Here is a 24,926-nt window from a genome sequence, read left to right as displayed (position 1 = left end):
GGTTACAGTCGGGCCTTGGCGGCTTCGACCACGGCCTCGGCGGTGATGCCGAACTCGCGGTAGAGGATTTCGGCCGGGGCCGAGGCGCCGAAGGACGACATGCCGACGAAGCCGCCGTCCTCGCCGATGAAGCGTTCCCAGCCCTGCTTGATCGCGGCCTCGACGGCGACGCGCACCGTGCCGCGGCCGATGACGGCGTCCTGATAGGCCTTGGGCTGCTGCTCGAACAGGGCGAAGCAGGGGACCGAGACGACGCGGGTGGGCACGCCTTCGGCCTCCAGCGTCTCGGCGGCCTTCAGGGCGAGGGCGACTTCGGTGCCGGTGCCGAACAGGGTGACTTTCGCCTCGCCGTTGGCGGCCTTCAGCTCATAGGCGCCCTTCCTGGAGAGATTTTCGCCCGCGTCGGTCACGCGCACGGCCGGGGTCTTCTGGCGCGACAGGCACAGGGCGGTCGGCGTGGTCTTGTGCTGCAGGGCGACCTGCCAGCACTCCAGCGCCTCGACCGTATCGGCGGGGCGCATGGTCAGCAGGTTCGGGATGGCGCGCAGGGCCGCCAGATGCTCGACCGGCTGGTGCGTCGGGCCGTCTTCGCCCAGGCCGATGCTGTCGTGCGTCAGGACGTGGATCGCGCGCACGCCCATCAGGGCGCCCAGACGGATCGCCGGACGGCTGTAGTCCGCGAACGCCATGAAGGTGCCGCCGTAGGGGATGACCCCGCCGTGCAGCGCCAGGCCGTTCATCGCCGCGGCCATGCCGAACTCGCGGATGCCGTAGTTCAGGTAACGACCGGCATAGTCCGGCGCGTCCATGATCTGGGTGTTCTTGACGAAGGTGTTGTTCGAGCCGGTCAGGTCGGCCGAGCCGCCGACCATTTCGGGAATGGCGTTGAACACCGTCTCCAGCGCCTCGCCCGAGGACTGGCGCGTGGCCAGGGCAGGCTTGTCGACGACCAGCGACTTCAGCTTGGCGTCCAGCGCCTCGAAGGCGCCGGTGGGCAGGTCGCCGGCCATGGCGCGGGTGAAGTCGTCGCGGTGGTCGTGGTTCAGCAGGCGGGCTTCCCAGGCCTTGCGGGCCTTGGCGCCCTGCTTGCCGACCTTGGCCCAGGCGGTCTTGATCCCTTCGGGCAGTTCAAACGGCTCGAACGGCCAGTTCAGCGCCTGGCGGGTCGCCGCGATCTCGGTGGCGCCCAGGGCGGCGCCGTGGGTCTTGTGGCTGCCTTCCATGGTGGCGGCGCCCTTGCCGATCTTGGTCTTGCAGGCGATCAGCGTCGGCTTGTCCTGCTTGGTCGCCCAGTTCAGCGCTTTCTGGATCTGCTTGTAGTCGTGGCCGTCGATGGCCTTGACCGCCCAGCCGGAGGCCTTGAAGCGCGCCAGCTGGTCGGTGGCGTCCGAGAGCGACAGCTTGCCGTCGATGGTGATTTCATTGTCGTCCCACAGGACGCACAGCTTGTTCAGCTTCAGGCGGCCCGCCAGCGCAATCGCTTCCTGCGAAACGCCTTCCATCAGGCAGCCGTCGCCGGCGACGACCCAGGTGCGGTGGTCGACCAGATCCTTGCCGAAACGCGCCGCCAGATGCCGCTCCGCCAGGGCGAAGCCGACCGAGGTGGCCAGGCCCTGGCCCAACGGGCCGGTCGTCGTCTCGATCCCGGCCATGTGGCCGTACTCCGGGTGGCCGGCGGTCTTGAAGCCCCACTGGCGGAAGTTTTCCAGCTGCTCCTTGGTCGCGTCCTTGTAGCCCGTCAGGTGTAGCAGGCTGTAGATCAGCATCGAGCCGTGACCGGCCGACAGGATGAAGCGGTCGCGGTCGGCCCAGTCGGGACGGCTGGCGTCGAACTTCAGGAATTTCGAATAGAGGACGGTGGCGACGTCGGCCATGCCCATCGGCATGCCGGGGTGGCCGCTCTTGGCCTTTTCGACCGCATCCATGGACAGCACCCGGATGGCGTCGGCCATCTGTTTGGGCGAAGGCTTGGCGAATGCGGCTTGGGCGTCGGTCACGGCGAGACCTTTCCTCAGGAACAGGATAAAGCGGGGGCGGCGCCGCTTTACCCCGGCGCGCCGGCAGGTTCTACACGGAATCTGGAAGAAAGGACCCCCATGGACGCCGTTACGGCTGCAAAGGCGCGGATTGATCGAGCGTTGGCCGATCTGGAGCGCAAGGTGCTGGAGCTGAAGGCGAGGCCCGCTTCGGCGCCGCCGATCGCCGATGACGACCTGTTCGCGCCACGTCCCTCGAACGCGGCCGATCTGGCGCGCATCGCTGAGCTTGAAGAGGTCGGCCAGGAAACCGCCCAGGCCCTGGCCCTTGCGGCCGACGCCGTGCGCGAGGTGTTGGCGCAACAGCAGGCGGCCTCACAGCAGGCCGCTGGGCGAGAGGAGGCGAACTGATGGCGACGGTGACGGTAGAGGTTCACGGCCGCCCCTATGCGGTGGGCTGCGCCGATGGTCAGGAGGCGCGGGTGCGCGACCTGGCGTCTCAGTTCAACGAGCGGGTGCAGGGCGTGGCCGATCAGGTCGGCCAGGTCGGGGACGTGCGCCTGTTTCTGATGGCGGCTCTGATGCTGGCCGACGAGCTTGGAGAGGCGAAACGCCAGGCGGCGGTCCAGAACTCGGGCCGGGCCAAGGCGACGGCTGCGGCCGCCGTTGCGCCGGCCTCCGCCAGCGACGGCGTGGCCGAAGCCCTGAACGCCGTGGCCGCAAGGATCGAGAAGATCACTCAAACGATCTGAGCGCGGTTTCTCCCTCCCCATAAAGGGGAGGGAGAGGGATGTTCGCCATTGTTGAAACCCGCCTGAACGCCTATCTTGTGCGACGGCGGGTCCTGCTGCGGCTCACGTCGAAGACAACATATCCTTCTGACCTTAATTCACTCATAGGGATCTGTCCCTGTCCGGGCTCGAGGGCCTGGGCATACGGAGCCCACCTGGCTACCCAGGTCGAGAGGATTTAAACGCGCTTCACGGCTCACGCGGCGCCGCCACCCTCTTCTCTTTTGTGCGCTATCGCTCGCGACGGGGTCGCTCACTGCTTGAGCGCGTTTCGTGCGCTCTGGGCGCGCATTTCTTCACCTGCTTCTCCTCCCGCCGTCATCCTCGGGCTTGACCCGAGGATCGGGTTGGGCGACGCGCTCTGCTTGTCGGCGTTCAGCGCGCCGTTGGGCTGGATCCTCGGGTCAAGCCCGAGGATGACGGTGGAATTTGGCGAAGGGCCGAGCGGCGATGACCCCCAAGCACGAACTTCGCGCCGCCATGCGCGCGCTTCGCAAGCGTCTGGCCGAGACCGACCCCGAGGCGGCCGAGCGCGCCGCAGGCCATGCCGACGCCCTTCCTCCCGGCGAGATCGTCGCCCTCTACCGCGCCATGGGATCGGAGCTGGATACGGACGCTCTCGCCAATATCCTGCATCAGGCGGGGCGTCGTCTGTGCCTGCCGGTGGTGCTGGAGCGCGACGCGGCCATGATCTTCCGCGCTTGGGCGCCGGGCGAGCCGCTGGAGCTGGACGCGGCTGGCTGCCCCGCGCCCCTGCCTCTCGGCGAGGTGGTGACGCCCGACCTGATCGTGACGCCCCTGCTGGCCTTCGACGCCCACGGCGGGCGGCTGGGGCAGGGCGGCGGTTATTACGACCGGACGTTCGCGGCGCTGCCCGACGCACATCGGGTCGGCTTCGCCTATGCCGGGCAGGCGGTTGATCGCCTCGCTCTGGAGCCGCACGACATCCGCCTGCATGGCGTTTTGACCGAGACCGGCTATAGAGCCATCCCATGAGATTGGCGTTTTTCGGTGACGTGGTCGGCAAGTCCGGGCGCGATGGACTTTCGGACCACCTTCCGGGGCTGAGGCGCGACCTCAGGCTCGATTTCGTGGTGGTCAATGCAGAGAACGCCGCGGGCGGCTTCGGCATCACCGAGAACACCGCCAACGACATCTTCAACGCCGGGGCCGACGTCCTGACGCTGGGCAACCACAGCTGGGACCAGCGCGAGGCCCTGACTTATATCGTGCGCGAGCCGCGCCTGATCCGTCCCGCCAACTATCCGCGCCTGATGGATGCGCCGGGGCGCGGCGCCGACGTCTTCGTCACGCCGGACGGGCGCCGAGTGCTGGTCATCAACGTTCTGGGCCGCGTCCACATGGACCCGATGGACGACCCCTTCAGCGCGGTGGAGCGCGAACTGGAGGCGGCGCCTCTGGGCGTCGTCGCTGACGCCGTCATCGTCGACATGCACGCCGAGGCGACGAGCGAGAAGATGGGCATGGGCCACTTCTGCGACGGCCGCGCCAGTCTGGTGGTCGGCACCCACACCCACGTTCCGACGGCGGACGCGCAGATTCTGCCGCACGGCACGGCCTATCAGACCGACGCGGGCGGCTGCTGCGACTACGACTCCGTCATCGGCAACGACAAGGAAGAGCCGCTGCGCCGCTTCACCACCCGTCTGTCCGGCGGGCGCTACACCCCGGCCAGCGGCCCGGCTACCATCTGCGGCGTCTTCGTCGAGACCGATGACCGCACGGGCCTGGCCAAGCGCGTCGAGCCGATCCGCGTCGGCGGGCGTCTCATCCAGGCGATACCGCAGGTCTAGGCCGCAGCGGCCCGCTTCCGCGCCCTGAGCCGCAGGCGCAGGGTCCGCTGGCTGCGCAGGGTGACCTGATGGATAGGGCGGGGCTCGATCGGGGTGATGGCCTCGACCTCGGCGGCCTTCAGGATTTCGGCCAGGGCGATCACCGCCTCCTGCATGGCGAAGGCGGCGCCGATGCAGATGCGCGGGCCGCCGCTGAAGGGCAGCCAGGCGTAGCGATCGATCGACTTGCGGTTCTCGGGCAGGAAGCGTTCGGGGCGGAAGGCGTCGGGCTCGTCCCACAACTTCTCATGCCTATGGATGACCCAGGGCGCGATCAGCACGCTCTGGCCCGCCTTCACTTCATGGCCGCCGATCTCGTCGTCCTCCAGCGCCTGCCGGATCATGGCGGGGGCGGGCGGAAACAGACGCATGGCCTCCTCGATCACCGCACGGTGCCAGATCAGGTCGCGCACGCCCGCCGGACTGCGGTCCCAGCCGTCCGCCTCGGCCTTCAGAATGTCGGCCACGCGGCGGTCGCGGCTGATCAGGTGCAGGGTCCAGCCCAGGGTCCTGGCCGTCGTCTCATGTCCCGCCAGGATGAAGGTCAGGATGTTGGAGGCGACCTCATGATCCGACAGGCCCGAGCCGTCGCCTTCCTCATCCCGCGCGTTCAGCAGGGCGGTCAGCAGGTCGTCGGGGGCGTCGCCGTGGGTCAGGCGGGCGCGCCGTCGCGCCACCAGGGCCGTCACCCGCTCCTCGAAGAAGCGCGCCGCCCCGCCTGAGGCCACGCGGCCCAGACGCGGGATCCAGTCGGGCGCTTTCAGCGCATCGAGCGGACTGATCCGCGCCCCGACCGACAGATACTGGTTCAAGGCCCTTTCAAACCCGGCGGCGTCGCCGTCCAGGTCGTCGGAGAACATGGTCGCCGACAGGATGTCGAAGGTCAGGCCGCTCATCTCGCTGTCGATGTTCAGCACGCGCGCGCCGTGGTGCGGCAGGCGCCAGCCCTCGACCCGGCGGCGGCAGACCCCATCCATGATGTTTGCCGTTCGGGCCGTGTAGGCGGGCGTGAAGAGCGGCGCCATGATGCGGCGTTGCCGCCGCCACTGCTCGCCCTCGGTCAGCAGCAGGCCGTCCGCCAGCATGGGCCCCAGCACCCGTCTTTGCAGGTCGCCCTTCACATAGTTGGCGGCGTTGTCGGTCAGGACATGACGCACGCCCGCCGGGTCGCTGACCACCAGCGACCGTCCCAGCGGCGACTGGCCGCTGATGTAGAGCTCCCTGAAGTGCGCCTCGCCCCAGATCTGCAGCGGGTCGCGCCAGCTCTGCCACAGGAAGGGCAGCAGGCTCATCCGCGCGGTCCGGCGCGGCGGCGTCCAGGGACGGAAGGTCGAGGCGGCGGCGTCTGTCATGGAGCGCTCCTTCTCAGGTCGACTCCATATTTATTGACTATAATGTCAAAATGAAGGGGGCTTCGAGGCTATCCCGCCAAATGCCTGGCGCTGAGCAACCGTTCACGCAGGTCGTGGAGTTGCGTCGCGCGACGCTGGGGAGCGTGGGTCTGCAGGACATAGGTCTGTGCGGCCCGGGCCAACGCCAGGCGTCGTTCGGGATCGCCGATGAGACCGTCCATCGCCGCAGCCAGTCCTTCGGCGGTCAGGTCGTCGACATAGACGGCGTGCGGGCCGCTGGCTTCGCGCAGGCCGCCGCGTCCCGACGAGATCAGGGCCGCCCCCGCCGCATGGGCCTCCAGCGCGGTCAGGCCCAGAGGTTCGGCCCAGACCGAAGGCGTCAGGGCGATGGCCGCCCGTTGCATCACCGCCTGGACCTCGCCCAGCGGCGCGGACTTCAGCACCGATACGCGATCGCCGAACCGCTCCAACGGCGCGACGTGCGGCGCGGCCCAGGCGGCGTGCTTGTCCCAGTCGTTGAGCATCAGCACGGCGCGCCAGTCCGGATGGCGCTCCAGCACGGCGGGCAGGGCGGCGCAGATCAGGTGCACCCCCTTCTCCGGCATGGCGCGACCGGCGAAGGCGATCACAGGCTCGCGGTTCTCGACCGGCGCCCGCCACAGATCGACGCTGATCGGATTGGGAACGGCGAAGGCCTTCGGCTCCTGGCGCGGAAAATCGTGCAGGAATTCCCGCCGCCCGGCCTCGCTGACGAAGACCAGGCCGTCCAACTGGCGAAAGCGCCGCTCGTAGCGCCAGCGATCAAGCGGGGTGCGTGGGGATTTCAGCGCATTGTGCCGATAGAGAACTCGCGTGGCGCGCGGAAACCGGCGGGCGATATGGAGGGCCTGCCGGAGCTGCTGATGGAATTCGATCACATCCGGCTGATAGTCGCTCAGCGCCTTTTCAAGCGCCGCCATCCGCTTCCTGTCGCTGGGCAGGCGGTGGGCCGGCAGGTCGCCGTGGTCGTCAGCGCCTTCGCAGCAGAAGATGCGGAGCTCCGCCTTCTGCGCGCCGCGAGCCAGGGTCCGCACGACCGTCTCCATGGAATTCGGCTGGGATGCGGAGAAGCGGCAACCGGAAGGCAGGACGACAGCGACTTTCAGCGGAGGGCTCCGTCGGGGCTTGGCTATGCCGAGCGCCCTACACCATCAACATGAACGGCTGCTGACAATCCGCCTTAAGGTTGTGCGGCGCGGCGCGCCTCAAGCGCGCGCAGGCTGGCTTCCTCGGCCTTCAGGTCTTCGGCCAACTGGGCTTTCAGCGCCGGATCAGCGACGGCGGCCAGGGCGGCGCGGGTCTCCTCCACCGCCTGGCGCCGTGCGGTGATCAGTCGCGACAGTTCATCCGGCTCATGCAGGGCCGGGCCGGAGGCGGTCGGGCGACGGATCGCCTGGATCTCTTCTTCCTCGGTGGTCTTCAGCGCGGCGGCCTGCCGGGCGGCGGCCGCATCGCGCAGGGCGTGCTGGACGGGATCGCCGCCCTCGAACTCGCAGGCCGACAGCAGGGCGGCGCCGGCGACGACGAGGGTGAGGACGGCGGCTCGCATCAGCCTTCGATCCAGTTCGGCATCCAGCCTTCGTGGAACTCGCGCACATGGGCGACGGGGATGCGGAACAGCTCGCCCTTCGGACCCGAGGAGGCGAAGTCCGCGCCCTTGACCAGACCGACGACCGAGGCGTGCAGCCCCGCGTCCTGCGCCTTGGCGATCAGGGCGTCGGCGTCCGCCACGGCGACCAGATAGCGGGCCTGGTCCTCGCCGAACAGGAAGGCGTGGGCGTGAGCCTGGCTGGAGGCGTTCAGCTCGATGCCGACGTCCGAGGCCAGGGCGATATCCGCCGCCGCCCCGACCAGGCCGCCGTCCGACAGGTCGTGAACGACCGTCAGCTCGCCCGCCTCGATCAGGCCGCGCACGAAGTCGCCGGTCTTGCGTTCCAGCTTCAGGTCGACCGGCGGCGGAGCGCCGTCCTCGCGGCCCAGAACCTCGCGCAGATAGATGGAGGCGCCCAGTTCGCCGTGCGTCTGGCCGATCAGCACCAGCTGGTCGCCCTCGGCCGCGCCGCCGAAGCCGGTGGTCACGTCGTAGTTGGTCAGCAGGCCCACGGCGCCGACGGTCGGCGTCGGCGGAATGGCGACGCCGTTGGTCTCGTTATACAGGCTGACGTTGCCGCTCACGACCGGGAAGTCCAGCTCGCGGCAGGCCTCGGCCATGCCGTCGGTGGCGCGCACGATCTGGCCCATGATCTCGGGGCGCTGCGGGTTGCCGAAGTTCAGGTTGTCGGTGATGGCGATGGGGCGCGAGCCGACGGCGGTCAGGTTGCGCCACGCCTCGGCCACGGCCTGCTTGCCGCCTTCATAGGGGTCGGCCTGGACATAGCGCGGGGTGCAGTCGCTGGTGACGGCCAGGCCCTTTTCCGTGCCGTGGACGCGGATCACGCCCGCGTCGGCGCCGGTCGAGGAATCCTGCAGGGTGTCGGCCATGACGTGGCGGTCGTATTGCTCCCAGATCCAGCGCTTGGACGCCATGTCGGGGCAGGCGACGACCTTCAGCACGGCGTCGTTCCAGCTTTCCGGCGCGGGGACTTCCGCCGGGTCGAGGCGCGGTTGCAGCTCGGGCTGGACCCACGGACGGTCATACAGGGGGGCGTCGTCGAACAGCGGGGCCAGCGGCACGTCGCAGACCACATCGCCGTGGTGCTTCAGCACCAGATGGCCGGTGTTGGTCGTCTTGCCGATGATGGCGAAGTCCAGCCCCCATTTCTGGAAGATGCGATAGCCGACGTCCTCGAAGCCGGGCTTGAGGACCGCCAGCATCCGCTCCTGGCTTTCCGACAGCATCATCTCATAGGCGGTCATGCCGGTTTCGCGCTGGGGCACCTTGTCCAGGTCCAGCTCGACGCCGACGCCGCCCTTGCCCGCCATCTCGACGGACGAAGAGGTCAGGCCCGCCGCGCCCATGTCCTGAATGGCGGCCACGGCGCCCGAGGCCATCAGCTCCAGCGTGGCCTCGATCAGCAGCTTCTCGGCGAAGGGGTCGCCGACCTGCACCGTCGGGCGCTTGGCGTCCGACTCGTCGTCGAACTCGGCCGAGGACATGGTGGCGCCGTGGATGCCGTCGCGGCCGGTCTTGGAGCCGAAATAGACCACGTCGTGGCCCGCTTCCGGCGCGGCCGAATAATAGATCTCATCGGCGCGGGCCAGGCCGACGCACATGGCGTTGACCAGGATGTTGCCGTTGTAGCCCTTGTGGAAGTTGGTCTCGCCCGCGACGGTCGGCACGCCGACGCAGTTGCCGTAGCCGCCGATGCCGCTGACCACGCCCTTGACCAGACGCCTGGACTTCTCGTGCGACGGATCGCCGAAGCGCAGGGCGTTCAGCAGGGCCACCGGGCGCGCGCCCATGGTGAAGACGTCGCGCATGATGCCGCCCACGCCCGTCGCCGCGCCCTGATAGGGCTCGATGTAGGAGGGGTGGTTGTGGCTCTCCATCTTGAAGATGCAGGCGTCGCCGTCGTCGATGTCGATCACGCCGGCGTTCTCGCCGGGGCCGCAGATGACGCGCTCGCCCGTGACGGGGAACTTCATCAGCTGCTTCTTGGAGGATTTATAGGAGCAGTGCTCGGACCACATGACCGAGAAGACGCCCAGCTCGACCTGGTTGGGCTCGCGGCCCAGCCGGTCCAGCAGGACCTGATATTCATTGGGGGCGAGGCCGTACTCTTCGGCCAGCTGGGCGATGGTCTTTTGGGGCGCGCTCATGGGCGGGCCTTCTAGCCGTCTCTGGGGCGTCTGTCAGCCCATCCGAAGCGGCCTTGGCGAGACTCAACGACGGCGTTCGATTCCGCGCCTCAGGCCGAACGTGACGATGACGCCGGCCACCACCAGGACGAAGGCCGCCGCCAGGGCCGTAAAGGCCAGCACCGGCTTGATCTCCTGCTCAGCCACGAAGGCTCCGACCAGGCCCCAGGCGATGGGCAGGGGATAGGCCAGGGTCCGCAAGGCCCAGGTCACGCCGATCCCGGCCAGGGTGGTCGCGACCACGGCCAGCACGGCCCAGCCGGTCGGCGACAGGGCGGCGGGCAGGGCCTCGAACGCCGTCGCCACGGTGATCAGGTTCAGCGGCGCCGCCACGGTCAGCCACCCGGCCAGCGCCGCCAGTGGCCAGATCAGGAACCAGCGGTCCCGCTCCATCGCCCCGGTCGCGCGGATCGTGCGCGCGCTGGCCAGCATCGGCAGCAGCAGGGCCAGGAGCGAGGCGAAGATGACGACGACGCTGGCCGCCTTGAGGTTCAGCGCCGCCATGATGATCCAGAAGCCGATGCCGAAGAAGGCGACGACCGACGGCCAGCCCATGCGGTTGATCAGCACGCTTTCGCCCGTCTGGGGCAGGGCCTGACGCCCGGCGTAGATCAGCAGGCCCAGATAGAGTAGGCTCCAGATCGAAAAGGCGTAACCGGCCACCCGCAACGTCTGGTTTCCGTCGGCGGCGAACTCCGCCTGGCTCAGGCCGAAACCGCCCAGGGCCTGAACGATGGGAACGATGACGGCGAAGACGGCGGCGGCCAGCACGGCCAGGCGGCGCGTCTGCTGGGCGGGGGTGGGGCGTTCGATGGCGGTCATGCGTCTCTCCGGCTCAGCTTCGCCGTATCTACGCGCGGCGCGACGGAAGGTTCACCGCAGGCGCGCGGAACCGGCCGGGTGCATTCGGGCTTGCTGTTTCAGGACAGATGACAGGAGGCCACGATGGCCGAGAAACAGACCCCCGCCGAGCCGACGATCAATGAGGAAGTCGCGACCAACCGCGCCCTTGAACAGGGGCTGGGCGTCGGCGCTCGCGAACTGGCCGCCATCCACGAATCCGGCGCCGAAGGCACGCTGGAACGCGACCTCGACGAGGACGGCGAACCTGCGAACGAAGCTGCTCAGGTCAGCGACGCCGGACGTAGCGCCAGCGTCCTGGATCGTAAGGGCGTTTAGGCCGCCGCGTAGATGCTCTGGAACAGGGTGGCGCCGTCGGCGCTGCCCAGTTCGGCTTCGAAGGCGCGGTCGGGGTGGGGCATCATGCCCAGGACGTTGCCGCGCTCGTTCTGCAGGCCGGCGATGTCGCCGACCGAGCCGTTGGGGTTGTCGACGTAGCGGAAGACCACCTGGCCCTCGCCCTCGATGCGCTTCAGCGTCTCGGCGTCGGCGAAGTAGTTCCCGTCGGCGTTGCCCTGGGTCATGACGATTTCGCGCTGGCCCTGATAGCCCGAGGTGAAGCGCGTCTGGCCGTTGGCGACGGTGATGCTGATGGGCTTGCAGATGTATTTCAGGCTGCTGTTGCGCATCAGGGCGCCCGGCAGCATCCCGGCTTCGCAAAGGACCTGGAAACCGTTGCAGATGCCGACCACGGTGACGCCGTCGTCGGCGGCCTTCTTGACCGCCTGCATGATCGGGGCCTGGGCCGCCATCGCGCCGCAGCGCAGATAGTCGCCGTAGGAGAACCCGCCGGGCAGCACGATCAGATCGAGGCCCTTGGGCAGTTCGGTCTCGGCATGCCAGACCATCTGGACCTGTTCGCCAGTGGAACGTTCGACGGCGACCTTGCAGTCGCGATCGCAGTTGGAACCGGGGAAGACGATGACGGCTGCGCTCATGACCGGGCCTCCTAGCACCCTTCGTGGAGAATGTCAGGCGTCGCTTTGCGGCGTCTTGCGACCGGTGGTCCAGGCGACCGCCCAGACCGCGAAACCGCCCAACGACAGGGCGACGCCGACCCAGCCGGTCGAGGTCCAGCCCCAGCCCGCCGCCACCGCCATGCCCGCCAGCAGGGGGCCGATGGCGTTGGCCGTGTTGAAGGCCGAGTGATTGAGGGCGGCGGCCAGGGTCTGGGCGTCGCCGGCCACGTCCATCAGCCGGGTCTGCAGCACCGAGCCCAGCCCGCCGCCGCCGCCGATCAGCAGCACGACGATCATCACCGCCCACAGATGGGGCGCGGCGAAGGGATACAGCGCCAGCGCCGCCGCGCTCCACAGCAACAGGCCGCCCGCCGCCGCCATGCCGAAGCGGTCGGCGGCCCAGGCGCCCAGCAGATTGCCCGCCATCATGCCCAGGCCGAATAGGGCGAAGACCCAGGGCAGGACCTCCGGCCCCACGCCCGTCACCGCCTTCAGCGTCGAGGCCAGATAGGCGTAGACCGCGAACATGCCGCCGAAGCCGACGGCGCCGATGCCCAGCGTCAGCCAGACCTGGCCGCGCTTCAGGGCTCCCAGTTCGCGCCAGGGACTGGCGTCGGGATGGGCCGGATCGCGCGGCGCGAACAGGGCGACCAGCGCCATGGTCAGCACCGCCAGCACGCTGACGATGGCGAAGGTCCAGCGCCAGCCGAACTCATGACTGACGGCGTTGGCGACCGGCACCCCGATCACCGTGGCGACCGTCAGACCCAGCAGGATAGTCGAGACCGCGCGGGTTCTCAGGCGCAGGGGGACCAGCGACGCCGCGACCAGCGCCGCCACGCCGAAATAGGCCCCGTGAGGCACGCCGCTGAGAAAGCGGAAGGCCAGCATCCACTCATAGGTCGGGGCGATGGCGCTGAGCGCGTTGCCGACCGCGAACAGGGCCATGAAGCCGATCAGCAGCAGCCAGCGCGGAAGGCGCGCGCCCAGAACGGCCAGGATCGGCGCCCCGACCACCACTCCGGCGGCATAGGCGCTGATGACGTGGCCCGCCTTGGGCTCGCTGACGCCCAGGCCTGCGGCGAAGTCGGGCAGGACGCTCATGGCCGCGAACTCGGTCACGCCGATGGCGAAGCCGCCCATGGCCAGGGCCAGCAGCACCAGCGCCGTCTTGCCCGGCTCGGCCACGCGCTCGATGTCGCGACCGGCCGTGATGCAGCCGGTTTCGTCGAGGCAGGGGGCGGCGTCGGCAGGGGGCATGGATTATCGCAATGCAGCAAAAGGGGAGGTTGCGCTGCAAAATAGGAACGCCGCCCACGGCATCAACCGGAGCGGCGTCGAAGCGCTCATCACGCTTTGTGTCCATGCCTCGGGAGGCCGGGCGTCAGCCCCGGTTTTCGTAGGTCGCTGTGATCGACGCCTTGGCCAGGGTGTGGAAGTGCAGGTTGAAGCCGAAGACCGCGCCCGAGTTGTCTTCCGTCACGTCCAGCCGGTCCACATCCACGGCGAAGACGGTGAAGATGTAGCGGTGCGGGCCGTGGCCTGGGGGCGGGGCGGCGCCGCCGAAACCGGCCTCGCCGTAGTCGGTGCGGCCCTGGACGGCGCCCTTGGGCAGGTTCGCCCCGCCGACCGCGCCCGCGCCGGCCGCCAGTTCGGCGACATCGGCTGGAATGTTGGCGACGGTCCAGTGCCAGAAGCCCGACCCGGTCGGCGCGTCAGGGTCATAACAGGTGACGGCGAAGCTCCTGGTCCCCTCCGGGGCGCCCGACCATGAGAGCTGCGGCGACGTGTTACCCAGCGCCTTGACCTGGGCGTCAGGCAGGACCCCTCCGTCAGAAAAGTCGGTCGAGGCGACAGTGAAGCCCATGGCGGCGTTCTCCCTTTGGCGGCGGATCAGGCCGCCGAAACTGAAACAGGACTAACGAAAGACTGGTCACGGACGTTGCGTCGCGACATTCTGTCCCTAGCTAAGGTCAAGCTGTCTTGATGAGCGGAGGAACGGGATGCTGCAAGCCCTGTTGGACCGAACCTTTCAGACGCGGTCGATCCGGGTGCGATTTCCCGACGGCCGCGAGCTGACGGCAGGGCCGGGCGAGCCGGAACTGACGGCCGTGCTGACCGACATGAAGGCGGCCGTGGCCATCGCCGCCAATCCTGACCTGGCGTTGGGTGAAGCCTTCATGGATGGAACATTCCAGGTCGAGGGCGGCGGCATCTATGAGTTTCTGGAGCTGACCGCCTCGCAGATGGCCTTGCGTCCGCGCACGCCGAAGATGACCTGGATGCAGCGGATCAAGCGTGGCGCCGAGCAGGCCAATGATCGCCTGAACGCGCGCAGCAATGTGCATCACCACTATGATCTGACGGTCGACTTCTACCGCCTGTTTCTGGACGACGACCTGCAATATTCCTGCGCCTTCTTCGAGACGCCGGACGCCAGCCTGGAGCAGGCCCAGGTCGCCAAGAAGCGCCGCCTTATCGACAAGCTGTTGCTGGAGCCGGGGCACCGCGCCCTGGATATCGGCGCCGGTTGGGGCGGGTTGGGGCTTTCCATGGTCGAGCGCGGGGCGCGGGTGACGGGCGTCACCCTGTCGACGGAGCAGCACCGGACGGCCAATGAGCGTGCGGCGGCTCTGGGCGTCACGGACCGGGCCGACTTCCGGCTTCAGGACTATCGCGACCTGGACCAGACCTTTGATCGCATCATTTCGGTCGGCATGTTCGAACATGTCGGCGCGCCGAACTATCAGGAGTATTTCGACACCGTCGCCCGCCTGCTGGATGACGACGGGGTGGCGGTGGTCCACGCGATCGGCCGTAACTCGCCGCCCAATCGCACCCAGCCCTGGATCCGCAAATACATCTTCCCCGGCGGCTATATTCCGGCGCTGTCGGAAGTGCTGCCCGCCATCGAGCGGGCGGGCCTGTGGGTCACGGACATGGAGGTGCTGCGTCTGCACTACGCCGAGACCTTGCGGCATTGGCGCGAGCGGTTTCTGGCGCGGCGCGGCGAGGCGCGGGCCATGTATGACGAACGCTTCTGCCGGATGTGGGAGTTCTATCTGGCCTGCAGCGAGGTCGCCTTCCGCGAACTGGGCCACATGGTCTTCCAGCTGCAACTGACGAAGAAACAGACCGCCGTGCCGCTGAGCCGGGACTATCTGTGCGGTCAGGCCTGACCGAAGGCGGGATCATAGCGGACGGGACCCGTCCCCGTGATGGGGCCGAAGCTCAGCGCCATGAAATATTCAGGCGGCAGCCCAGGATAGGTCAGGCGCGGGTCCTGAGCGAACCCGAAGCGGGTGTAATAGGCGGGGTCGCCTAGGACGACGCAGCCGCGCGCGCCGTTGCGGCGCAGATCGCCCAGGCCCGTTTCTATCAATCGGCCGCCGATGCCTTGACCCTGATGGGCCGGGGCGACGGACACGGGCCCAAGGCCGAACCAGCCGGGCTGAGCAGACCATTCGACCGGGGAAAAGGCGGCGTGGCCGACGATCCGACCGTCCAGCTCGGCGACGAGGGACAGGGCGAGGGCGCCGGCGTCTCGCAGGGCGTCGATGATGCGCGGCTCCGAGCCGTCGCTGTGCGGGTGGCCGTCAAAGGCCGCCGCCGTCAGAGCCCGGATCGCGGCCTGATCCGCCTGGGTTTCAGGCCGCAGGATCATGTCAGGCGACTTCGATCCGGTAGCTTTCGATGACCGTGTTGGCCAGCAGGGTGTCGCACATGCGCTTCACCTCGGCCTCCTTGTCGGCGACGGCGTCGTCGAGGTCGAACTCGATCAGCTTGCCGACGCGGGCGTTCGCGACGCCGTTCCAGCCCAGACCCTGCAGGGCGCCTTCGACGGCCTTGCCCTGAACGTCCAGAACGCCGGGCTTGAGGAAGACGTGAACTTTAACCTTGGCCATTAATGCAGCCCTCCCTGAATCACGGTCGGCATGTCCTTCATGATGCCGAGGCGGCGGGCCACCTCGGTGTAGCTTTCGATGACGTCGCCCATGTCGCGGCGGAAGCGGTCCTTGTCCAGCTTCTCGCCCGTGGTCGAATCCCACAGGCGGCACGAGTCGGGGCTGATTTCGTCGGCCAGGATGACGCGGCTGAAGTCGTTCTCCCACACGCGGCCGAACTCGATCTTGAAGTCCACAAGGGTGATGCCGACGGCGCCGAACATGCCGCACAGATAGTCGTTCACCCGCACCGTCATGGCCAGGATGTCGTCCAGTTCCTGCGTCGTGGCCCAGTTGAACGCCGTGATGTGCTCTTCGGTCACCATCGGGTCGTTCAGTTCATCCTTCTTGTAGTAGAATTCGATGATCGAACGGGGCAGGGGCGTGCCCTCTTCCTGGCCCAGGCGCTGGGCCAGCGAACCGGCGACGACGTTGCGGCAGACGACTTCCAGCGGGATGATCTCGACTTCGCGGATCAGCTGCTCGCGCAGGTTCAGACGCTTGATGAAGTGGTTGGTCACGCCGATCGTGTTCAGGCGCGACATGATGAATTCGCTGATGCGATTGTTGATGACGCCCTTGCCTTCCAGGGTCGCCTTCTTCTGCGCGTTGAAGGCGGTCGCGTCGTCCTTGAAATACTGGATCAGCGTGCCCGGCTCAGGCCCTTCGTACAGGATCTTGGCCTTGCCCTCGTAGAGCTTCTTGCGCTTGGTGTTCATCTTCGGGTCCCGGACGGGAAGGAAACGGACGGCCTCAAAACGAAAAACGCGCGGCCCGAAGGTCGGGGCGGCGCGGTCCTTGAATCGACGGCGGCTCTAATAGAACCACGCGCCCTTTAACCGAAGGGCGTCTGTGACACAAATATCCTGAAGCGACCCTGCGTCAGCATCCGCGACCGAAGTCTGGTTGCGTTCGCTCGCGCCGGGGGCCATAGAGCCGTTTGCGGGCGAGACTGGCCCGTGACTGGAGTTACGACGCGCATGACGACCTTCGACGATCGGGAACAGGCCTTCGAGGCCAAGTACGCCCTCGATCAGGAACAGGAATTCAAGGCCATCGCGCGTCGCAACAAGATGCTGGGCCTGTGGGCGGCCGAGAAGATGGGCCTGTCGACCGAAAGCGCCGAGCAATACGCCGCCGCCGTGGTCCGCGCCGACTTCGAGCAGCCGGGCGAGGAAGACGTCTTCCGCAAGGTGGCCGGCGACTTCAAGGCCTCGGGCATGACGGTGTCCGAGGGCGAGCTTCGCTCCAAGATGGACGAACTGGCCTCGATCGCGCGCGAACAGATCCGCGCCGGCGAATAGGGCGCATCGCCACCCGATGACAGAAGGGCCGCAACCGGCGACGGTTGCGGCCCTTCTTCGATCTGCCTCCCGCCGGGGAAACGGGGGTGACCGGAGGCGCCGGGGCGCATCTGATCAACGCGCCTGAGGCCTATCAGTTCGATCGGTTCGGTTCGATCCGGCGCCTATTTCGGCATCAGCACCGTGTCCACGACGTGGACCACGCCGTTTGACTGGGCGATGTCGGCCTGGGTGATGGTCGAGGTTCCGCCCTTGGCGTCGGTGATCCGCCACTGGCCGCCGCCGGCGTCCTTGACCGTCAGCTTCTCGCCCTGAACCGTGGTCAGGGTCGCGGTTCCGCCGTTGGCCTGGGCCTGGGCGGCGATATCGGCGGCGGTCAAACGGCCCGGCACCACGTGATAGGTCAGGATCTTGGTCAGTTCAGCCTTCTGGGCCGGCTGCATCAGACTCTCGCGCGTGGCGGCGGGAATCTTGTCGAAGGCGGCGTTGTCAGGGGCGAAGACCGTGAAGGGGCCGGGGCCCTGCAGGCGCTCGGTCAGGCCGGCGGCCTGAAGTGCGCTGACCAGGGTGGTCAGGTTGGGAGCCTTGGACGCGTTGGCGACCAGGTTGTCGGAAGGATTCATCGCGGCGCCGCCGACCATGGGTTCGGTCGTGGCGGGAACGGCCGAAGGCGTGGGGCCCTCGATCATGGACGGTTGTTTCTTGCCGTCGTTCTGACCGCAGGCGGCCAGGGTCAAGACGGCGACGCTGGATACGGCGAGTACTGCAATGCGGATATTCATGGCGTCTCTCCTTCGATAGCGGCGCACGGGACGACATGGCCCCGGTGGAAGGGATACGGCCCAGATACGCAAAAGGATGCGAGCGGGTTCAAATTTTCAGGCGTCGGGCGTGAACCTTCAGCTCAGATAGGGGTCGAGCATCCGCCAATGGGCGAGCTTTTCCTCGAAGGCGCGGGCGTGGGCCGGACTGGACGACGGCAGGTCGATCAGGGCGGCGGTCGTCGCGCCTTCCAGGATGCGCCGTCCGTGTCGCGCGGCGGTTCCGCCGTTGAAGGCGATCGCCCGCAGGTCGGGCAGGCGGTGCGTCAGGGCGATCAGATCGGCCGCCTCGGGCGTGCGGATGGCGGCGTCCAGACTGCCCTTGCGCTCGGCCGAGGCGATCACGTCCCAAAGACCCACGTGACGCGCCAGCAAGGCGGCCAACCGCGCCTCATAGGGCAGGGCGGTCAGCTCGACGCCGGTCACGCTCCCGATCAGCCGCCAGAAGGCGTTGCGCGGATGGGCGTAATATTGCGCCGCCCTCAACGAGGCGTCGCCCGGAAGACTGCCGAGGATGAGAAGCTGGGTGCGATCATCAACGACAGGCGCGAAGCCGACCGCGCGCATGATCAGGCGCCTGCGTTCCGAAACCAGCCGACCACGGACAGCCGCGCGCCCTGGGCATAAGCCGCTACCGGCGCAACGGAGTGGTTCTGAGGGACGCGAAAAAGCGTCAGGGTGTTCCATCGCGGCGCGAAGCCTCGGGAGACGTCCCCTGCGTCGTCATGGAACAAGAGCTGGCCGCCCCAGTCCGCACGCCAATGCCGTGTCAGCCCTAAAGTATAGGCGATCAGGCGATCGCTCCGTTCAGCCCCGATGTCATTATGCAGGCCGATGAAGTCGCCGGGCCGATAACGCGTAAGCTGCCCGTCGGCTTTCACGATCTCCGACTGCCCGCTGATCGCGACGCCCAGCCGAACAAACTCGTCATTGAGGAACTCAGTGAGCCTGTGAATGGGGTGACCAGAGTCTCGCCCGCTCAGATAGGCCGTTATGAGTGGGTAGGTCAGATACAGAAAGCCGTAGGCGGCGCCTGCCTTCGTCATCATCGTCGCCAAGCGTCGCCGAAGCTCCTCGTTTCCGGCGGCTTTGGCTTGGGTCTGGTTGAACAGGCTCGGCCGACCGTCCTCGCCCTGGAAGACCAGATCCCAATCGATACGGGTCTCGAGGAGGTGAAGAAGGTGTTCGGCCACCGCAGGCTCGAAGATTTCGTCTATCTGTACGAAGCCGTCGCGTTTGAAGGCGTCGGCCGCTTGTCCGATGTCAATCTTCGGGTTGATGCGGATCGCCGGGCCGTCCATCAGCGCCTCCCGAACACCCGGTCGAAGACCACGTCCACGTTCTTGGTGTGGTAGCCGAGGTCGAACAGGGCCTCCAACTGGTCGTGGGGCAGGGTGACGCGCGGGTCGGCCTTCAGGAAGTCGATGAAGACGCCCTCGCCGCGCCAGACCTTCATGGCGTTCTCCTGAACCGCCGCATAGGCGTCCTCACGCGAGACGCCGGCCTGCGTCAGGGCCAGCATGACCCGTTGCGAGAAGACCAGGCCGCCCAGGCGGTCGAGGTTCTTCTGCATGTTCTCGGGGTAGACGTTCAGACGTTCGATCACGCCCGCCAGACGGTGCAGGGCGAAGTCCAGGTGGATGGTGGCGTCCGGGCCGATGCCGCGCTCGACCGAGGAGTGGCTGATGTCCCGCTCGTGCCACAGGGCGACGTTCTCCATCGCCGGGGTGACGGCCGAACGGACCAGACGGGCCAGGCCGGTCAGGTTCTCGGTCAGGATCGGGTTGCGCTTGTGCGGCATGGCCGACGAGCCCTTCTGACCCTTGTCGAAGAACTCCTCGGCTTCGAGGACTTCGGTGCGCTGCAGGTGGCGGATCTCGACGGCCAGACGCTCGACCGAGGAGGCGACGACGCCCAGGGCGGCGAAATAGGCCGCGTGGCGGTCGCGCGGGATGACCTGGGTCGAGACGGGCTCGACGGCCAGGCCCATCTGATCGGCGACGTATTGTTCGACGGCCGGATCGACGTTGGCGAAGGTGCCGACGGCGCCCGAGATGGCGCAGGTGGCGATCTCTTCACGGGCGGTGATCAGGCGGCGCTTGGCGCGCTGGAACTCGGCGTGATAGCCGGCCAGCTTGAGGCCGAAGGTCACCGGCTCGGCGTGGATGCCGTGCGAGCGACCGACGGTCGGGGTGTATTTGTGCTCCTTGGCGCGGGCCTCCAGCGCGGCGAGCACCCGGTCGACGCCGCCCAGCAGCAGGTCCGTCGAGCGCGCCAGCTGCACCGCGAAACAGGTGTCCAGCACGTCCGACGACGTCATGCCCTGGTGCAGGAAGCGGGCTTCCTCGCCGACGATTTCAGCGACGTGAGTCAGGAAGGCGATGACGTCGTGCTTGGTGGTGCGCTCGATCTCGTCGATGCGGTCGGCGTCGAAGGTGGCGTCCTTGCCGTTGGCCCAGATGGCCTCGGCCGATTCCTTCGGGATCACGCCCAGCTCGGCCATCTTGGTGGCGGCGTGGGCCTCGATCTCGAACCAGATCTTGTACTTGGTCTCTTGCGACCAGATGGCGACGGCGTCGGGGCGGGAATAGCGCGTGATCATGGACCGGTCGTGTCGGGCGAGAGGGCCGGTGAGTCAAGACGGGGTGCTCCAATCCTTCTTCCCCCGTGAGGGGGAGGGCGGTCGGCGAAGCCAGTCGCAGGAAGGGCCGGACAGGGGGGCGTCATCCCGATCCCCTGATCGACGCCTTCCTCAAGAGACAGGACGGATCGCGGATCAGGCGGCGGGCGCCTTCAGCCGCAGGTCGTCGGTGACGTCGCCCGCCTTGGTCGGCTCGCCCTGGAATTCGCCCGCGTATTCCGGGGACAGGGCGCTCTGGAAGGCCGACAGCGGCAGGGTCAGATAATAGGCGCCCTCGACATAGGGGCCGACCGCATAGGCGTCGAGCAGGAAGGTCAGGCCGCCCGCCTTGCCCGGAACCGTGCCCGGCGCCAGCGTCACGGCCACGTCCTTCAGCTTGGGGCAGGCCCACATGTCGCCCGTGGTCGAGACCGGCGTGGAGCCGGGGCGCTTGGTCTTGGCGGTGTTCACCGCCTGGCAGAGGGCGCGCTCCAGGTTCGTCGTGTCGGCCCGATCCGCAAACAGGTCGGACGCGGCGATGCGGCGGGTCTCGGCCTTGTCCCACAGCAGGCCGGTGGCCACCGTGTTCGGGTGGGCGCCGCCCGAATAGTCGAAGTCGGTCCGCATCAGGCTGAACAGGCGGCCGGTCTCGATCGGGGCGCCGTAGACGATGGTCTTCTCATAGGGGGGCATGCCTTCGGGCGATCCGGCCTCGGTGCGGTCGGCCTGGGCGCCCTCGGCGTATTCCTTCAGCTTGGCCACCTCGTCGCGGTACAGCGGGGTGTAGAGCGCCGGATAGGACAGCACGGCCTCGGGCAGGCTCAGGCTGACCTTGGCGTAGGGCGTGGCGCTGTCGTACTTCAGCGGCCCTTCGACGGCGTGGGCGGAGGCGGCCGGCGCGGCGGGCGTGTCCTTTTTCTCATTGCGCTGGCAGGCGGCGAGCGAGGCCGCGACGGCGGCGGTGACGAGAAGGACGCGAAGGGGGCGCGAAGGGATCATGCCGGGCTCCTTTGGAACGGTTCGATCAGAAAGCTAGGCCGTTGAACGCGATGGCGGCCAGAAGGATCAACCCCGCATCGCGATTCGACTTGAAAAGACGCAGGGAAAGTTTCGGATCGTCCGGCTGCAGCCGCCGCACCTGCCAGACGAAATGCAGGGCGTAGAGCGCCAGACCGAGATAGAAGACCGGCCCCAGACCGGCGACGTAGCCCGCCGCGCCCGCCAGGGCCACGGCCAGGGTGTAAAAGACGGCCACGCCTTCCTTCACCTTGCCGCCCAGCGCCCGCGCCGAGGACTTCACCCCGGCCATGACGTCGTCCTCGATGTCCTGAAGCGCGTAGATGGTGTCGTAGCCCAGGGTCCAGAAGACGCCGCCCGCGTAGAGCAGGCCCGCGGACAGGGCGAGGTTCCCCATGCGGTTCAGGCTCTCGGCCATCCAATAGCTGTCCCCGCTGGCCTTCACGCTCAGGACATAGAGCCAGCCGAGCGCGAACAGCCCGCCCGTCGCGGCGGCGAAGCCCAGCAGGGCGCCCCAGTTGAAGGTCAGGCCCAGCCAGGCCTGCGGCCACCAGGTGATGCGCTTCATGAAGGGATAGGCAGCCACCAGCCCCAGCGACAGGGCGCCCAGCAGCACCGACGTCAGGTTCATCGTCAGCAGGATGCACAGGCTGATGAGGCTGAGGCCGCCGACGAAGGCCCAGGCCTGCTTGACGCTGATCTGGCCCGCCGGAATGGGGCGCAGGGCGGTGCGCGCCACCTGGGCGTCGAAGTCACGATCGACGATGTCGTTCACCGCACAGCCCGCACCGCGCATCAGGGCGGCGCCGACGGCGAAGCCGACGATCAGCCACAGCTCATAGCCGCCGAACGGCCGGTCATACTGGTTCAGCGCCAGCATGATCCCCTGCCAGCCGGGCAGCAGCAGCAGCCACGTCCCGATCGGCCGGTCGAAGCGGCCCAGCTTCAGCCAGGGCTTCAGACGCTCGGGCGCATGACGGTCGACCCAGTTCTGGCCGGCGGCGTCGGGAAGCGGGGCTGTGTTCATGCCGACCGTCTTAGACCTTGATGACGCTGCGGGTGAAGAGGGGGCTTCGAACCGGCGTCTCTCCAGACGGTTGCATCGGCTCGCCGCACCGCCTTTACTCGCAACCAGACAGAAGCGAGCCGCCGATGACCGAAGCGCCGATCAAGGGCCCAGCGTCCTATTTCCCCTCCATCGAGAAGAAGTACGGCCGCCCCGTCGCCGAGTGGAAGGCGGAGATTCGCGCCGGCTATCCGGCCAAGCATATGGAACTGGTCGCCATGTTGAAGGACGAGCACGACATGGGACACGGCCACGCCAACGCCCTTGTGGCGCACACCCTGGCGGAAGACGGACTGAAATAGCGCTCTGACCGCCATCTGGCGGAAAGGCGAAGTCTCAGATTTATGAAGTTTGCGGCCCAGGCTGGACAGTGAGCGCCGTATCCGCCACTGGGCGCGAATGGCTCGCAGCTCCATCCCCCGCAGCGTCTGGATTCTGGGCCTCGTCAGCCTGTTGATGGATGTCTCGTCGGAGATGATCCAGACGCTTCTGCCCATCTATCTGGTGGTGGGGCTGGGCGCTTCGGCGGTGATGATCGGTCTGGTCGAAGGCTTTTCCGTCGTCGTGGCGACGGCGGTGAAGTTCCTGTCGGGCTTCTGGTCGGATCGTATTTCGCGGCCCAAGTGGCTGGCGGTCGCGGGCTATGGGCTGGCGGCCCTGTCCAAGCCGATCTTCCCTCTGGCGGCCTCGGTCGAGGGGGTGTTGCTGGCCAAGGGCGTGGACCGGATCGGCAAGGGCGTCCGCACCGCTCCGCGCGACGCCCTGGTGGCGGCGGTGACGCCGCCGGACATTCGTGGACGCGCCTTCGGCCTGAGAAAATCGCTGGATACGGTCGGAGGCTTCGTCGGCCCCCTGCTGGCGATCGGGCTGATGGTGGTGCTGGCGAACGACATCAAGGCGGTGTTCTGGCTGGCCTCCATCCCCGCCTTCCTGGCCGTGGCCCTGCTGGTCGGCGGCGTGTCCGACCCGCCGCGTCCCGACGAGGGCGCCAGGAAGCCGCCCAGCCTGAAGGGGGCGCTGCGTCTGGACGCCGCCACCTGGACCATGATCGCCCTGACGGCGGTGATCGGCCTGGCGCGGTTCAGCGAGTCCTTCCTGCTGATGAAGGGGCTGGACGTCGGCGTCCCCGCCGCCTTCGCGCCGGCGGCCATCGTCCTGCTGCACCTGGTGTTCGGTCTTGCGGCCTTCCCGGTGGGGGCGCTGTCGGACCGCATCGGCCGCACCTCCCTGCTGCTGCTCAGCCTGGTCTTCCTGGCCGCCGCCGATGTGGCGCTGGCGCTGGCGAGCGATCAGGTCGTCTTCTATCTGGGCGTGGCCCTGTGGGGCCTGCACATGGGCTTTTCCCAGGGCCTGCTGATGACCCTGATCGCCGATGCGGCGCCCGCCCATCTGCGCGGCTCGGCGTTCGGCCTCTTCGCCCTGATCTCGGGCCTGATCGCCCTGGCGGGCAATGTGGCGGCGGGCCTGCTGTGGGACGGTTTCGGGCCGCAGGCGACCTTTGCGGTCGGCGCGGTGCTGAGCCTTGTCTGCGCCCTGGGCATCGCGGGGTGGGTGCGGCTTCAGGCGGCGCGCAGCCGCTCCAGCGCCTCGGAGTAACGACGCGACAGCGGGACGTCCAGGGCGCCCAACTCCACCGTCCAGTCGCCTGATCCTTCAGGCCGCAGTCCGGTCATCCGCGCGGCATTGACCAGCCAGCCCCGGTGCGTTCGCACGAAGCCGAAGCGCGCCAGTTCGCCCTCGACCGCCGCCAGGGTGACGCGCATCAGGGGCCTGCGCCCGTCGGCCAGGACGAACTCAACGTAGTTGCCCGCCGAGGTTGCGGCCAGGATGTCGTTCAGCGGCGCCCGGATCAGCCGCGCTCCGTCGCGGATGTCGAAGCTGACGGGCCGCAGCGGCGTCTCGCGCGCCTCGCGCAGGCCGCGCACGCCCCAGAAGGTCCCGACGAACAGGGTGTAGCTCAGCAGATCCTTGCGCAGTTCATAGACGAAGCGCTCGACGGGCGGGCCATAGTCATAGACCTCGCCCATCAGGGCGTAGACGCCGTGCCGCATCGCCACCATCATCAGGACGTGCAGCAGGCTGTAGAGGCAGACGGCGCCCAGGTGCAGGGCCAGGAACCGCCCTCGCGCGCGCCAGCCGTCGTGCAACAGGTCTGTCGGCGCGGCGGCGGCCGCCATCCACGGCAGCCAGATCAGCAACGCCAGGGCCAGGGCGCTCGATCCTTCCCACACCCAGGGCGCCCATGACCGCAGGCTCGGCCAGTCGGCCTGAACCGTCAGGGCGTTGACGACGAGAAAGCCCAGGGTGACGGCGATGATGATCGGCGCGCCGGTCAGCAGGTCGCGCCGGTCCGCCCCGTTCGTCCCGGCGGACGCGCCGCTCGTCCCTGGCGCCAGCGGTCCGGCCCTCGAGTCTGACCGGACGGCCCCTGCGCCTTGCCGGGCGCGGGGCGCCTCAGGCACGGCGGATGGCGTCGTTTCCGTCAT

At 68.0% G+C, this 24,926-nt stretch carries 28 protein-coding genes and 1 other RNA gene; 10 read left to right on the top strand and 19 right to left on the bottom strand.

Translation table 11 applies throughout. The annotated features are described in order from the left end of the window. Nucleotides 1–2: 2 nt before the first annotated feature. Nucleotides 3–1,952: a transketolase gene (gene tkt / locus ACWGL1_RS00650; RefSeq protein ID WP_452111122.1), complete on the bottom strand. Its 1,950-nt coding sequence runs from the start codon at nucleotides 1,950–1,952 to the stop codon at nucleotides 3–5. Between the two features lie 144 nt (nucleotides 1,953–2,096). Between tkt and ACWGL1_RS00645 the strand changes: the two genes are divergently transcribed. The 5 genes from ACWGL1_RS00645 (at nucleotide 2,097) to ACWGL1_RS00625 (ending at nucleotide 4,581) form a co-directional block, all read left to right on the top strand. Continuing rightward, nucleotides 2,097–2,387 carry a hypothetical protein gene (locus tag ACWGL1_RS00645; protein WP_312218016.1) on the top strand — a complete coding sequence of 97 codons (291 nt, stop codon included), beginning with the start codon at nucleotides 2,097–2,099 and terminating at the stop codon, nucleotides 2,385–2,387. Next, the gene (locus ACWGL1_RS00640; RefSeq protein ID WP_291778013.1) at nucleotides 2,387–2,728 is read left to right on the top strand and encodes a cell division protein ZapA; all 342 of its coding nucleotides are present in this window, start codon (nucleotides 2,387–2,389) and stop codon (nucleotides 2,726–2,728) included. Before ACWGL1_RS00645 ends, ACWGL1_RS00640 begins: the two co-directional genes overlap by 1 nt. 89 nt (nucleotides 2,729–2,817) lie before the next feature. Continuing rightward, nucleotides 2,818–2,978: non-coding RNA, 6S RNA (gene ssrS / locus ACWGL1_RS00635), on the top strand. Nucleotides 2,979–3,217: 239 nt separating this feature from the next. Next, entirely contained in the window at nucleotides 3,218–3,763 is a 546-nt protein-coding gene (locus ACWGL1_RS00630; protein ID WP_452110874.1) for a 5-formyltetrahydrofolate cyclo-ligase, read from the top strand. Continuing rightward, nucleotides 3,760–4,581, top strand: coding sequence for a TIGR00282 family metallophosphoesterase (locus tag ACWGL1_RS00625; RefSeq protein ID WP_452110873.1), 822 nt, complete (start codon nucleotides 3,760–3,762; stop codon nucleotides 4,579–4,581). The genes ACWGL1_RS00630 and ACWGL1_RS00625 overlap by 4 nt, the downstream gene beginning before the upstream one ends. On the opposite strand, the gene ACWGL1_RS00620 is transcribed toward ACWGL1_RS00625, so the two are convergent. The 5 genes from ACWGL1_RS00620 to ACWGL1_RS00600 all read right to left on the bottom strand — a co-directional run bounded on the left by ACWGL1_RS00620 (nucleotide 4,578) and on the right by ACWGL1_RS00600 (nucleotide 10,631). Then, nucleotides 4,578–5,972 (bottom strand): cytochrome P450, encoded by a 1,395-nt coding sequence (locus tag ACWGL1_RS00620; protein WP_452110872.1) that lies wholly within the window; start codon nucleotides 5,970–5,972, stop codon nucleotides 4,578–4,580. The genes ACWGL1_RS00625 and ACWGL1_RS00620 overlap by 4 nt on opposite strands. 68 nt (nucleotides 5,973–6,040) lie before the next feature. After that, nucleotides 6,041–7,045 (bottom strand): glycosyltransferase family 4 protein, encoded by a 1,005-nt coding sequence (locus ACWGL1_RS00615; protein WP_452110871.1) that lies wholly within the window; start codon nucleotides 7,043–7,045, stop codon nucleotides 6,041–6,043. A 146-nt stretch (nucleotides 7,046–7,191) separates the two neighbouring features. Continuing rightward, nucleotides 7,192–7,560, bottom strand: a complete 369-nt coding sequence (locus tag ACWGL1_RS00610) for an indole-3-glycerol-phosphate synthase (protein ID WP_452110870.1) — start codon at nucleotides 7,558–7,560, stop codon at nucleotides 7,192–7,194. Continuing rightward, complete coding sequence (gene purL / locus ACWGL1_RS00605; protein WP_452110869.1) at nucleotides 7,560–9,770, bottom strand: phosphoribosylformylglycinamidine synthase subunit PurL; 2,211 nt, start codon at nucleotides 9,768–9,770, stop codon at nucleotides 7,560–7,562. Before purL ends, ACWGL1_RS00610 begins: the two co-directional genes overlap by 1 nt. A gap of 63 nt (nucleotides 9,771–9,833) precedes the next feature. Further along, the gene (locus ACWGL1_RS00600) at nucleotides 9,834–10,631 is read right to left on the bottom strand and encodes a hypothetical protein (RefSeq protein ID WP_452110868.1); all 798 of its coding nucleotides are present in this window, start codon (nucleotides 10,629–10,631) and stop codon (nucleotides 9,834–9,836) included. Nucleotides 10,632–10,754: 123 nt separating this feature from the next. On the opposite strand from ACWGL1_RS00600, the gene ACWGL1_RS00595 reads away from it, so the two are divergent. Further along, the gene (locus ACWGL1_RS00595) at nucleotides 10,755–10,988 is read left to right on the top strand and encodes a hypothetical protein (RefSeq protein ID WP_452110867.1); all 234 of its coding nucleotides are present in this window, start codon (nucleotides 10,755–10,757) and stop codon (nucleotides 10,986–10,988) included. Here ACWGL1_RS00595 and purQ read toward each other — a convergent pair. From purQ to ACWGL1_RS00580, 3 genes are all read right to left on the bottom strand, one after another. Next, nucleotides 10,985–11,647, bottom strand: coding sequence for a phosphoribosylformylglycinamidine synthase subunit PurQ (gene purQ, locus ACWGL1_RS00590; RefSeq protein WP_291778027.1), 663 nt, complete (start codon nucleotides 11,645–11,647; stop codon nucleotides 10,985–10,987). The genes ACWGL1_RS00595 and purQ overlap by 4 nt on opposite strands. Nucleotides 11,648–11,680: 33 nt before the next feature. Next, the gene (locus ACWGL1_RS00585; protein WP_338576387.1) at nucleotides 11,681–12,928 is read right to left on the bottom strand and encodes an MFS transporter; all 1,248 of its coding nucleotides are present in this window, start codon (nucleotides 12,926–12,928) and stop codon (nucleotides 11,681–11,683) included. A gap of 124 nt (nucleotides 12,929–13,052) precedes the next feature. Further along, on the bottom strand, nucleotides 13,053–13,535 hold the full coding sequence (locus ACWGL1_RS00580) for a YbhB/YbcL family Raf kinase inhibitor-like protein (protein ID WP_338576385.1): 483 nt from the start codon (nucleotides 13,533–13,535) through the stop codon (nucleotides 13,053–13,055). 136 nt (nucleotides 13,536–13,671) lie between these two features. On the opposite strand from ACWGL1_RS00580, the gene ACWGL1_RS00575 reads away from it, so the two are divergent. Then, on the top strand, nucleotides 13,672–14,847 hold the full coding sequence (locus ACWGL1_RS00575) for an SAM-dependent methyltransferase (RefSeq protein ID WP_291778033.1): 1,176 nt from the start codon (nucleotides 13,672–13,674) through the stop codon (nucleotides 14,845–14,847). Here ACWGL1_RS00575 and ACWGL1_RS00570 read toward each other — a convergent pair. From ACWGL1_RS00570 to purC, 3 genes are read right to left on the bottom strand one after another with little or no spacing between them, the layout of a single operon-like run. Continuing rightward, nucleotides 14,838–15,332, bottom strand: coding sequence for a GNAT family N-acetyltransferase (locus ACWGL1_RS00570; RefSeq protein WP_452110866.1), 495 nt, complete (start codon nucleotides 15,330–15,332; stop codon nucleotides 14,838–14,840). The genes ACWGL1_RS00575 and ACWGL1_RS00570 overlap by 10 nt on opposite strands. Before the next feature lies 1 nt (nucleotide 15,333). Beyond that, nucleotides 15,334–15,573 carry a phosphoribosylformylglycinamidine synthase subunit PurS gene (gene purS / locus ACWGL1_RS00565; RefSeq protein ID WP_313041133.1) on the bottom strand — a complete coding sequence of 80 codons (240 nt, stop codon included), beginning with the start codon at nucleotides 15,571–15,573 and terminating at the stop codon, nucleotides 15,334–15,336. Beyond that, the gene (gene purC / locus ACWGL1_RS00560) at nucleotides 15,573–16,331 is read right to left on the bottom strand and encodes a phosphoribosylaminoimidazolesuccinocarboxamide synthase (protein ID WP_291778039.1); all 759 of its coding nucleotides are present in this window, start codon (nucleotides 16,329–16,331) and stop codon (nucleotides 15,573–15,575) included. The genes purS and purC overlap by 1 nt, the downstream gene beginning before the upstream one ends. Nucleotides 16,332–16,592: 261 nt before the next feature. On the opposite strand from purC, the gene ACWGL1_RS00555 reads away from it, so the two are divergent. Beyond that, entirely contained in the window at nucleotides 16,593–16,916 is a 324-nt protein-coding gene (locus ACWGL1_RS00555; RefSeq protein WP_291778042.1) for a DUF1476 domain-containing protein, read from the top strand. Between the two features lie 164 nt (nucleotides 16,917–17,080). Here ACWGL1_RS00555 and ACWGL1_RS00550 read toward each other — a convergent pair whose 3' ends face one another. The 6 genes from ACWGL1_RS00550 to ACWGL1_RS00525 form a co-directional block, all read right to left on the bottom strand. Next, nucleotides 17,081–17,698 (bottom strand): fasciclin domain-containing protein, encoded by a 618-nt coding sequence (locus ACWGL1_RS00550; protein ID WP_343830946.1) that lies wholly within the window; start codon nucleotides 17,696–17,698, stop codon nucleotides 17,081–17,083. Between the two features lie 117 nt (nucleotides 17,699–17,815). After that, the gene (locus ACWGL1_RS00545) at nucleotides 17,816–18,304 is read right to left on the bottom strand and encodes a DNA-deoxyinosine glycosylase (protein ID WP_452110865.1); all 489 of its coding nucleotides are present in this window, start codon (nucleotides 18,302–18,304) and stop codon (nucleotides 17,816–17,818) included. A 2-nt stretch (nucleotides 18,305–18,306) separates the two neighbouring features. After that, nucleotides 18,307–19,038 carry a 2OG-Fe(II) oxygenase gene (locus ACWGL1_RS00540; protein WP_452110864.1) on the bottom strand — a complete coding sequence of 244 codons (732 nt, stop codon included), beginning with the start codon at nucleotides 19,036–19,038 and terminating at the stop codon, nucleotides 18,307–18,309. Then, the gene (purB, locus tag ACWGL1_RS00535; RefSeq protein ID WP_452110863.1) at nucleotides 19,038–20,339 is read right to left on the bottom strand and encodes an adenylosuccinate lyase; all 1,302 of its coding nucleotides are present in this window, start codon (nucleotides 20,337–20,339) and stop codon (nucleotides 19,038–19,040) included. Before purB ends, ACWGL1_RS00540 begins: the two co-directional genes overlap by 1 nt. A gap of 174 nt (nucleotides 20,340–20,513) precedes the next feature. Next, nucleotides 20,514–21,356, bottom strand: coding sequence for a DUF3298 and DUF4163 domain-containing protein (locus ACWGL1_RS00530; RefSeq protein WP_291778056.1), 843 nt, complete (start codon nucleotides 21,354–21,356; stop codon nucleotides 20,514–20,516). A gap of 25 nt (nucleotides 21,357–21,381) precedes the next feature. Continuing rightward, nucleotides 21,382–22,401, bottom strand: coding sequence for a UbiA family prenyltransferase (locus tag ACWGL1_RS00525; RefSeq protein WP_452110862.1), 1,020 nt, complete (start codon nucleotides 22,399–22,401; stop codon nucleotides 21,382–21,384). Nucleotides 22,402–22,526: 125 nt separating this feature from the next. On the opposite strand from ACWGL1_RS00525, the gene ACWGL1_RS00520 reads away from it, so the two are divergent. Both ACWGL1_RS00520 and ACWGL1_RS00515 read left to right on the top strand, forming a co-directional pair. Beyond that, nucleotides 22,527–22,742 (top strand): DUF4287 domain-containing protein, encoded by a 216-nt coding sequence (locus ACWGL1_RS00520; RefSeq protein WP_200167180.1) that lies wholly within the window; start codon nucleotides 22,527–22,529, stop codon nucleotides 22,740–22,742. A 97-nt stretch (nucleotides 22,743–22,839) separates the two neighbouring features. Further along, nucleotides 22,840–24,036 carry an MFS transporter gene (locus ACWGL1_RS00515; protein WP_452110861.1) on the top strand — a complete coding sequence of 399 codons (1,197 nt, stop codon included), beginning with the start codon at nucleotides 22,840–22,842 and terminating at the stop codon, nucleotides 24,034–24,036. On the opposite strand, the gene ACWGL1_RS00510 is transcribed toward ACWGL1_RS00515, so the two are convergent. After that, complete coding sequence (locus ACWGL1_RS00510) at nucleotides 24,000–24,926, bottom strand: LytTR family DNA-binding domain-containing protein (RefSeq protein ID WP_452110860.1); 927 nt, start codon at nucleotides 24,924–24,926, stop codon at nucleotides 24,000–24,002. The genes ACWGL1_RS00515 and ACWGL1_RS00510 overlap by 37 nt on opposite strands.

The organism is Brevundimonas sp. NPDC055812 (genome assembly GCF_053616535.1).
Note: the sequence above shows the minus strand (reverse complement) of the source record. Positions and strands in the feature narration are given on the sequence as shown.

Excerpts from the sequence above, each read along its gene's own strand:
- ACWGL1_RS00595 (WP_452110867.1), top strand. The coding sequence starts at position 10,755 with ATGGCCGAGAAACAGACCCCCGCCGAGCCGACGATCAATGAGGAAGTC.
- purB (WP_452110863.1), bottom strand. The coding sequence starts at position 20,339 with ATGATCACGCGCTATTCCCGCCCCGACGCCGTCGCCATCTGGTCGCAA.
- ACWGL1_RS00610 (WP_452110870.1), bottom strand. The coding sequence starts at position 7,560 with ATGCGAGCCGCCGTCCTCACCCTCGTCGTCGCCGGCGCCGCCCTGCTG.
- ACWGL1_RS00620 (WP_452110872.1), bottom strand. The coding sequence starts at position 5,972 with ATGACAGACGCCGCCGCCTCGACCTTCCGTCCCTGGACGCCGCCGCGC.
- ACWGL1_RS00530 (WP_291778056.1), bottom strand. The coding sequence starts at position 21,356 with ATGATCCCTTCGCGCCCCCTTCGCGTCCTTCTCGTCACCGCCGCCGTC.
- purL (WP_452110869.1), bottom strand. The coding sequence starts at position 9,770 with ATGAGCGCGCCCCAAAAGACCATCGCCCAGCTGGCCGAAGAGTACGGC.
- ACWGL1_RS00520 (WP_200167180.1), top strand. The coding sequence starts at position 22,527 with ATGACCGAAGCGCCGATCAAGGGCCCAGCGTCCTATTTCCCCTCCATC.
- ACWGL1_RS00550 (WP_343830946.1), bottom strand. The coding sequence starts at position 17,698 with ATGAATATCCGCATTGCAGTACTCGCCGTATCCAGCGTCGCCGTCTTG.
- ACWGL1_RS00510 (WP_452110860.1), bottom strand. The coding sequence starts at position 24,926 with ATGACGGAAACGACGCCATCCGCCGTGCCTGAGGCGCCCCGCGCCCGG.
- ACWGL1_RS00540 (WP_452110864.1), bottom strand. The coding sequence starts at position 19,038 with ATGGACGGCCCGGCGATCCGCATCAACCCGAAGATTGACATCGGACAA.
- ACWGL1_RS00570 (WP_452110866.1), bottom strand. The coding sequence starts at position 15,332 with ATGATCCTGCGGCCTGAAACCCAGGCGGATCAGGCCGCGATCCGGGCT.
- tkt (WP_452111122.1), bottom strand. The coding sequence starts at position 1,952 with ATGGCCGACGCCATCCGGGTGCTGTCCATGGATGCGGTCGAAAAGGCC.
- purQ (WP_291778027.1), bottom strand. The coding sequence starts at position 11,647 with ATGAGCGCAGCCGTCATCGTCTTCCCCGGTTCCAACTGCGATCGCGAC.
- ACWGL1_RS00545 (WP_452110865.1), bottom strand. The coding sequence starts at position 18,304 with ATGCGCGCGGTCGGCTTCGCGCCTGTCGTTGATGATCGCACCCAGCTT.
- ACWGL1_RS00580 (WP_338576385.1), bottom strand. The coding sequence starts at position 13,535 with ATGGGCTTCACTGTCGCCTCGACCGACTTTTCTGACGGAGGGGTCCTG.
- ACWGL1_RS00630 (WP_452110874.1), top strand. The coding sequence starts at position 3,218 with ATGACCCCCAAGCACGAACTTCGCGCCGCCATGCGCGCGCTTCGCAAG.
- ACWGL1_RS00645 (WP_312218016.1), top strand. The coding sequence starts at position 2,097 with ATGGACGCCGTTACGGCTGCAAAGGCGCGGATTGATCGAGCGTTGGCC.
- ACWGL1_RS00555 (WP_291778042.1), top strand. The coding sequence starts at position 16,593 with ATGACGACCTTCGACGATCGGGAACAGGCCTTCGAGGCCAAGTACGCC.
- ACWGL1_RS00515 (WP_452110861.1), top strand. The coding sequence starts at position 22,840 with ATGGCTCGCAGCTCCATCCCCCGCAGCGTCTGGATTCTGGGCCTCGTC.
- ACWGL1_RS00575 (WP_291778033.1), top strand. The coding sequence starts at position 13,672 with ATGCTGCAAGCCCTGTTGGACCGAACCTTTCAGACGCGGTCGATCCGG.
- ACWGL1_RS00585 (WP_338576387.1), bottom strand. The coding sequence starts at position 12,928 with ATGCCCCCTGCCGACGCCGCCCCCTGCCTCGACGAAACCGGCTGCATC.
- purC (WP_291778039.1), bottom strand. The coding sequence starts at position 16,331 with ATGAACACCAAGCGCAAGAAGCTCTACGAGGGCAAGGCCAAGATCCTG.
- ACWGL1_RS00525 (WP_452110862.1), bottom strand. The coding sequence starts at position 22,401 with ATGAACACAGCCCCGCTTCCCGACGCCGCCGGCCAGAACTGGGTCGAC.
- ACWGL1_RS00600 (WP_452110868.1), bottom strand. The coding sequence starts at position 10,631 with ATGACCGCCATCGAACGCCCCACCCCCGCCCAGCAGACGCGCCGCCTG.
- ACWGL1_RS00640 (WP_291778013.1), top strand. The coding sequence starts at position 2,387 with ATGGCGACGGTGACGGTAGAGGTTCACGGCCGCCCCTATGCGGTGGGC.
- ACWGL1_RS00625 (WP_452110873.1), top strand. The coding sequence starts at position 3,760 with ATGAGATTGGCGTTTTTCGGTGACGTGGTCGGCAAGTCCGGGCGCGAT.
- purS (WP_313041133.1), bottom strand. The coding sequence starts at position 15,573 with ATGGCCAAGGTTAAAGTTCACGTCTTCCTCAAGCCCGGCGTTCTGGAC.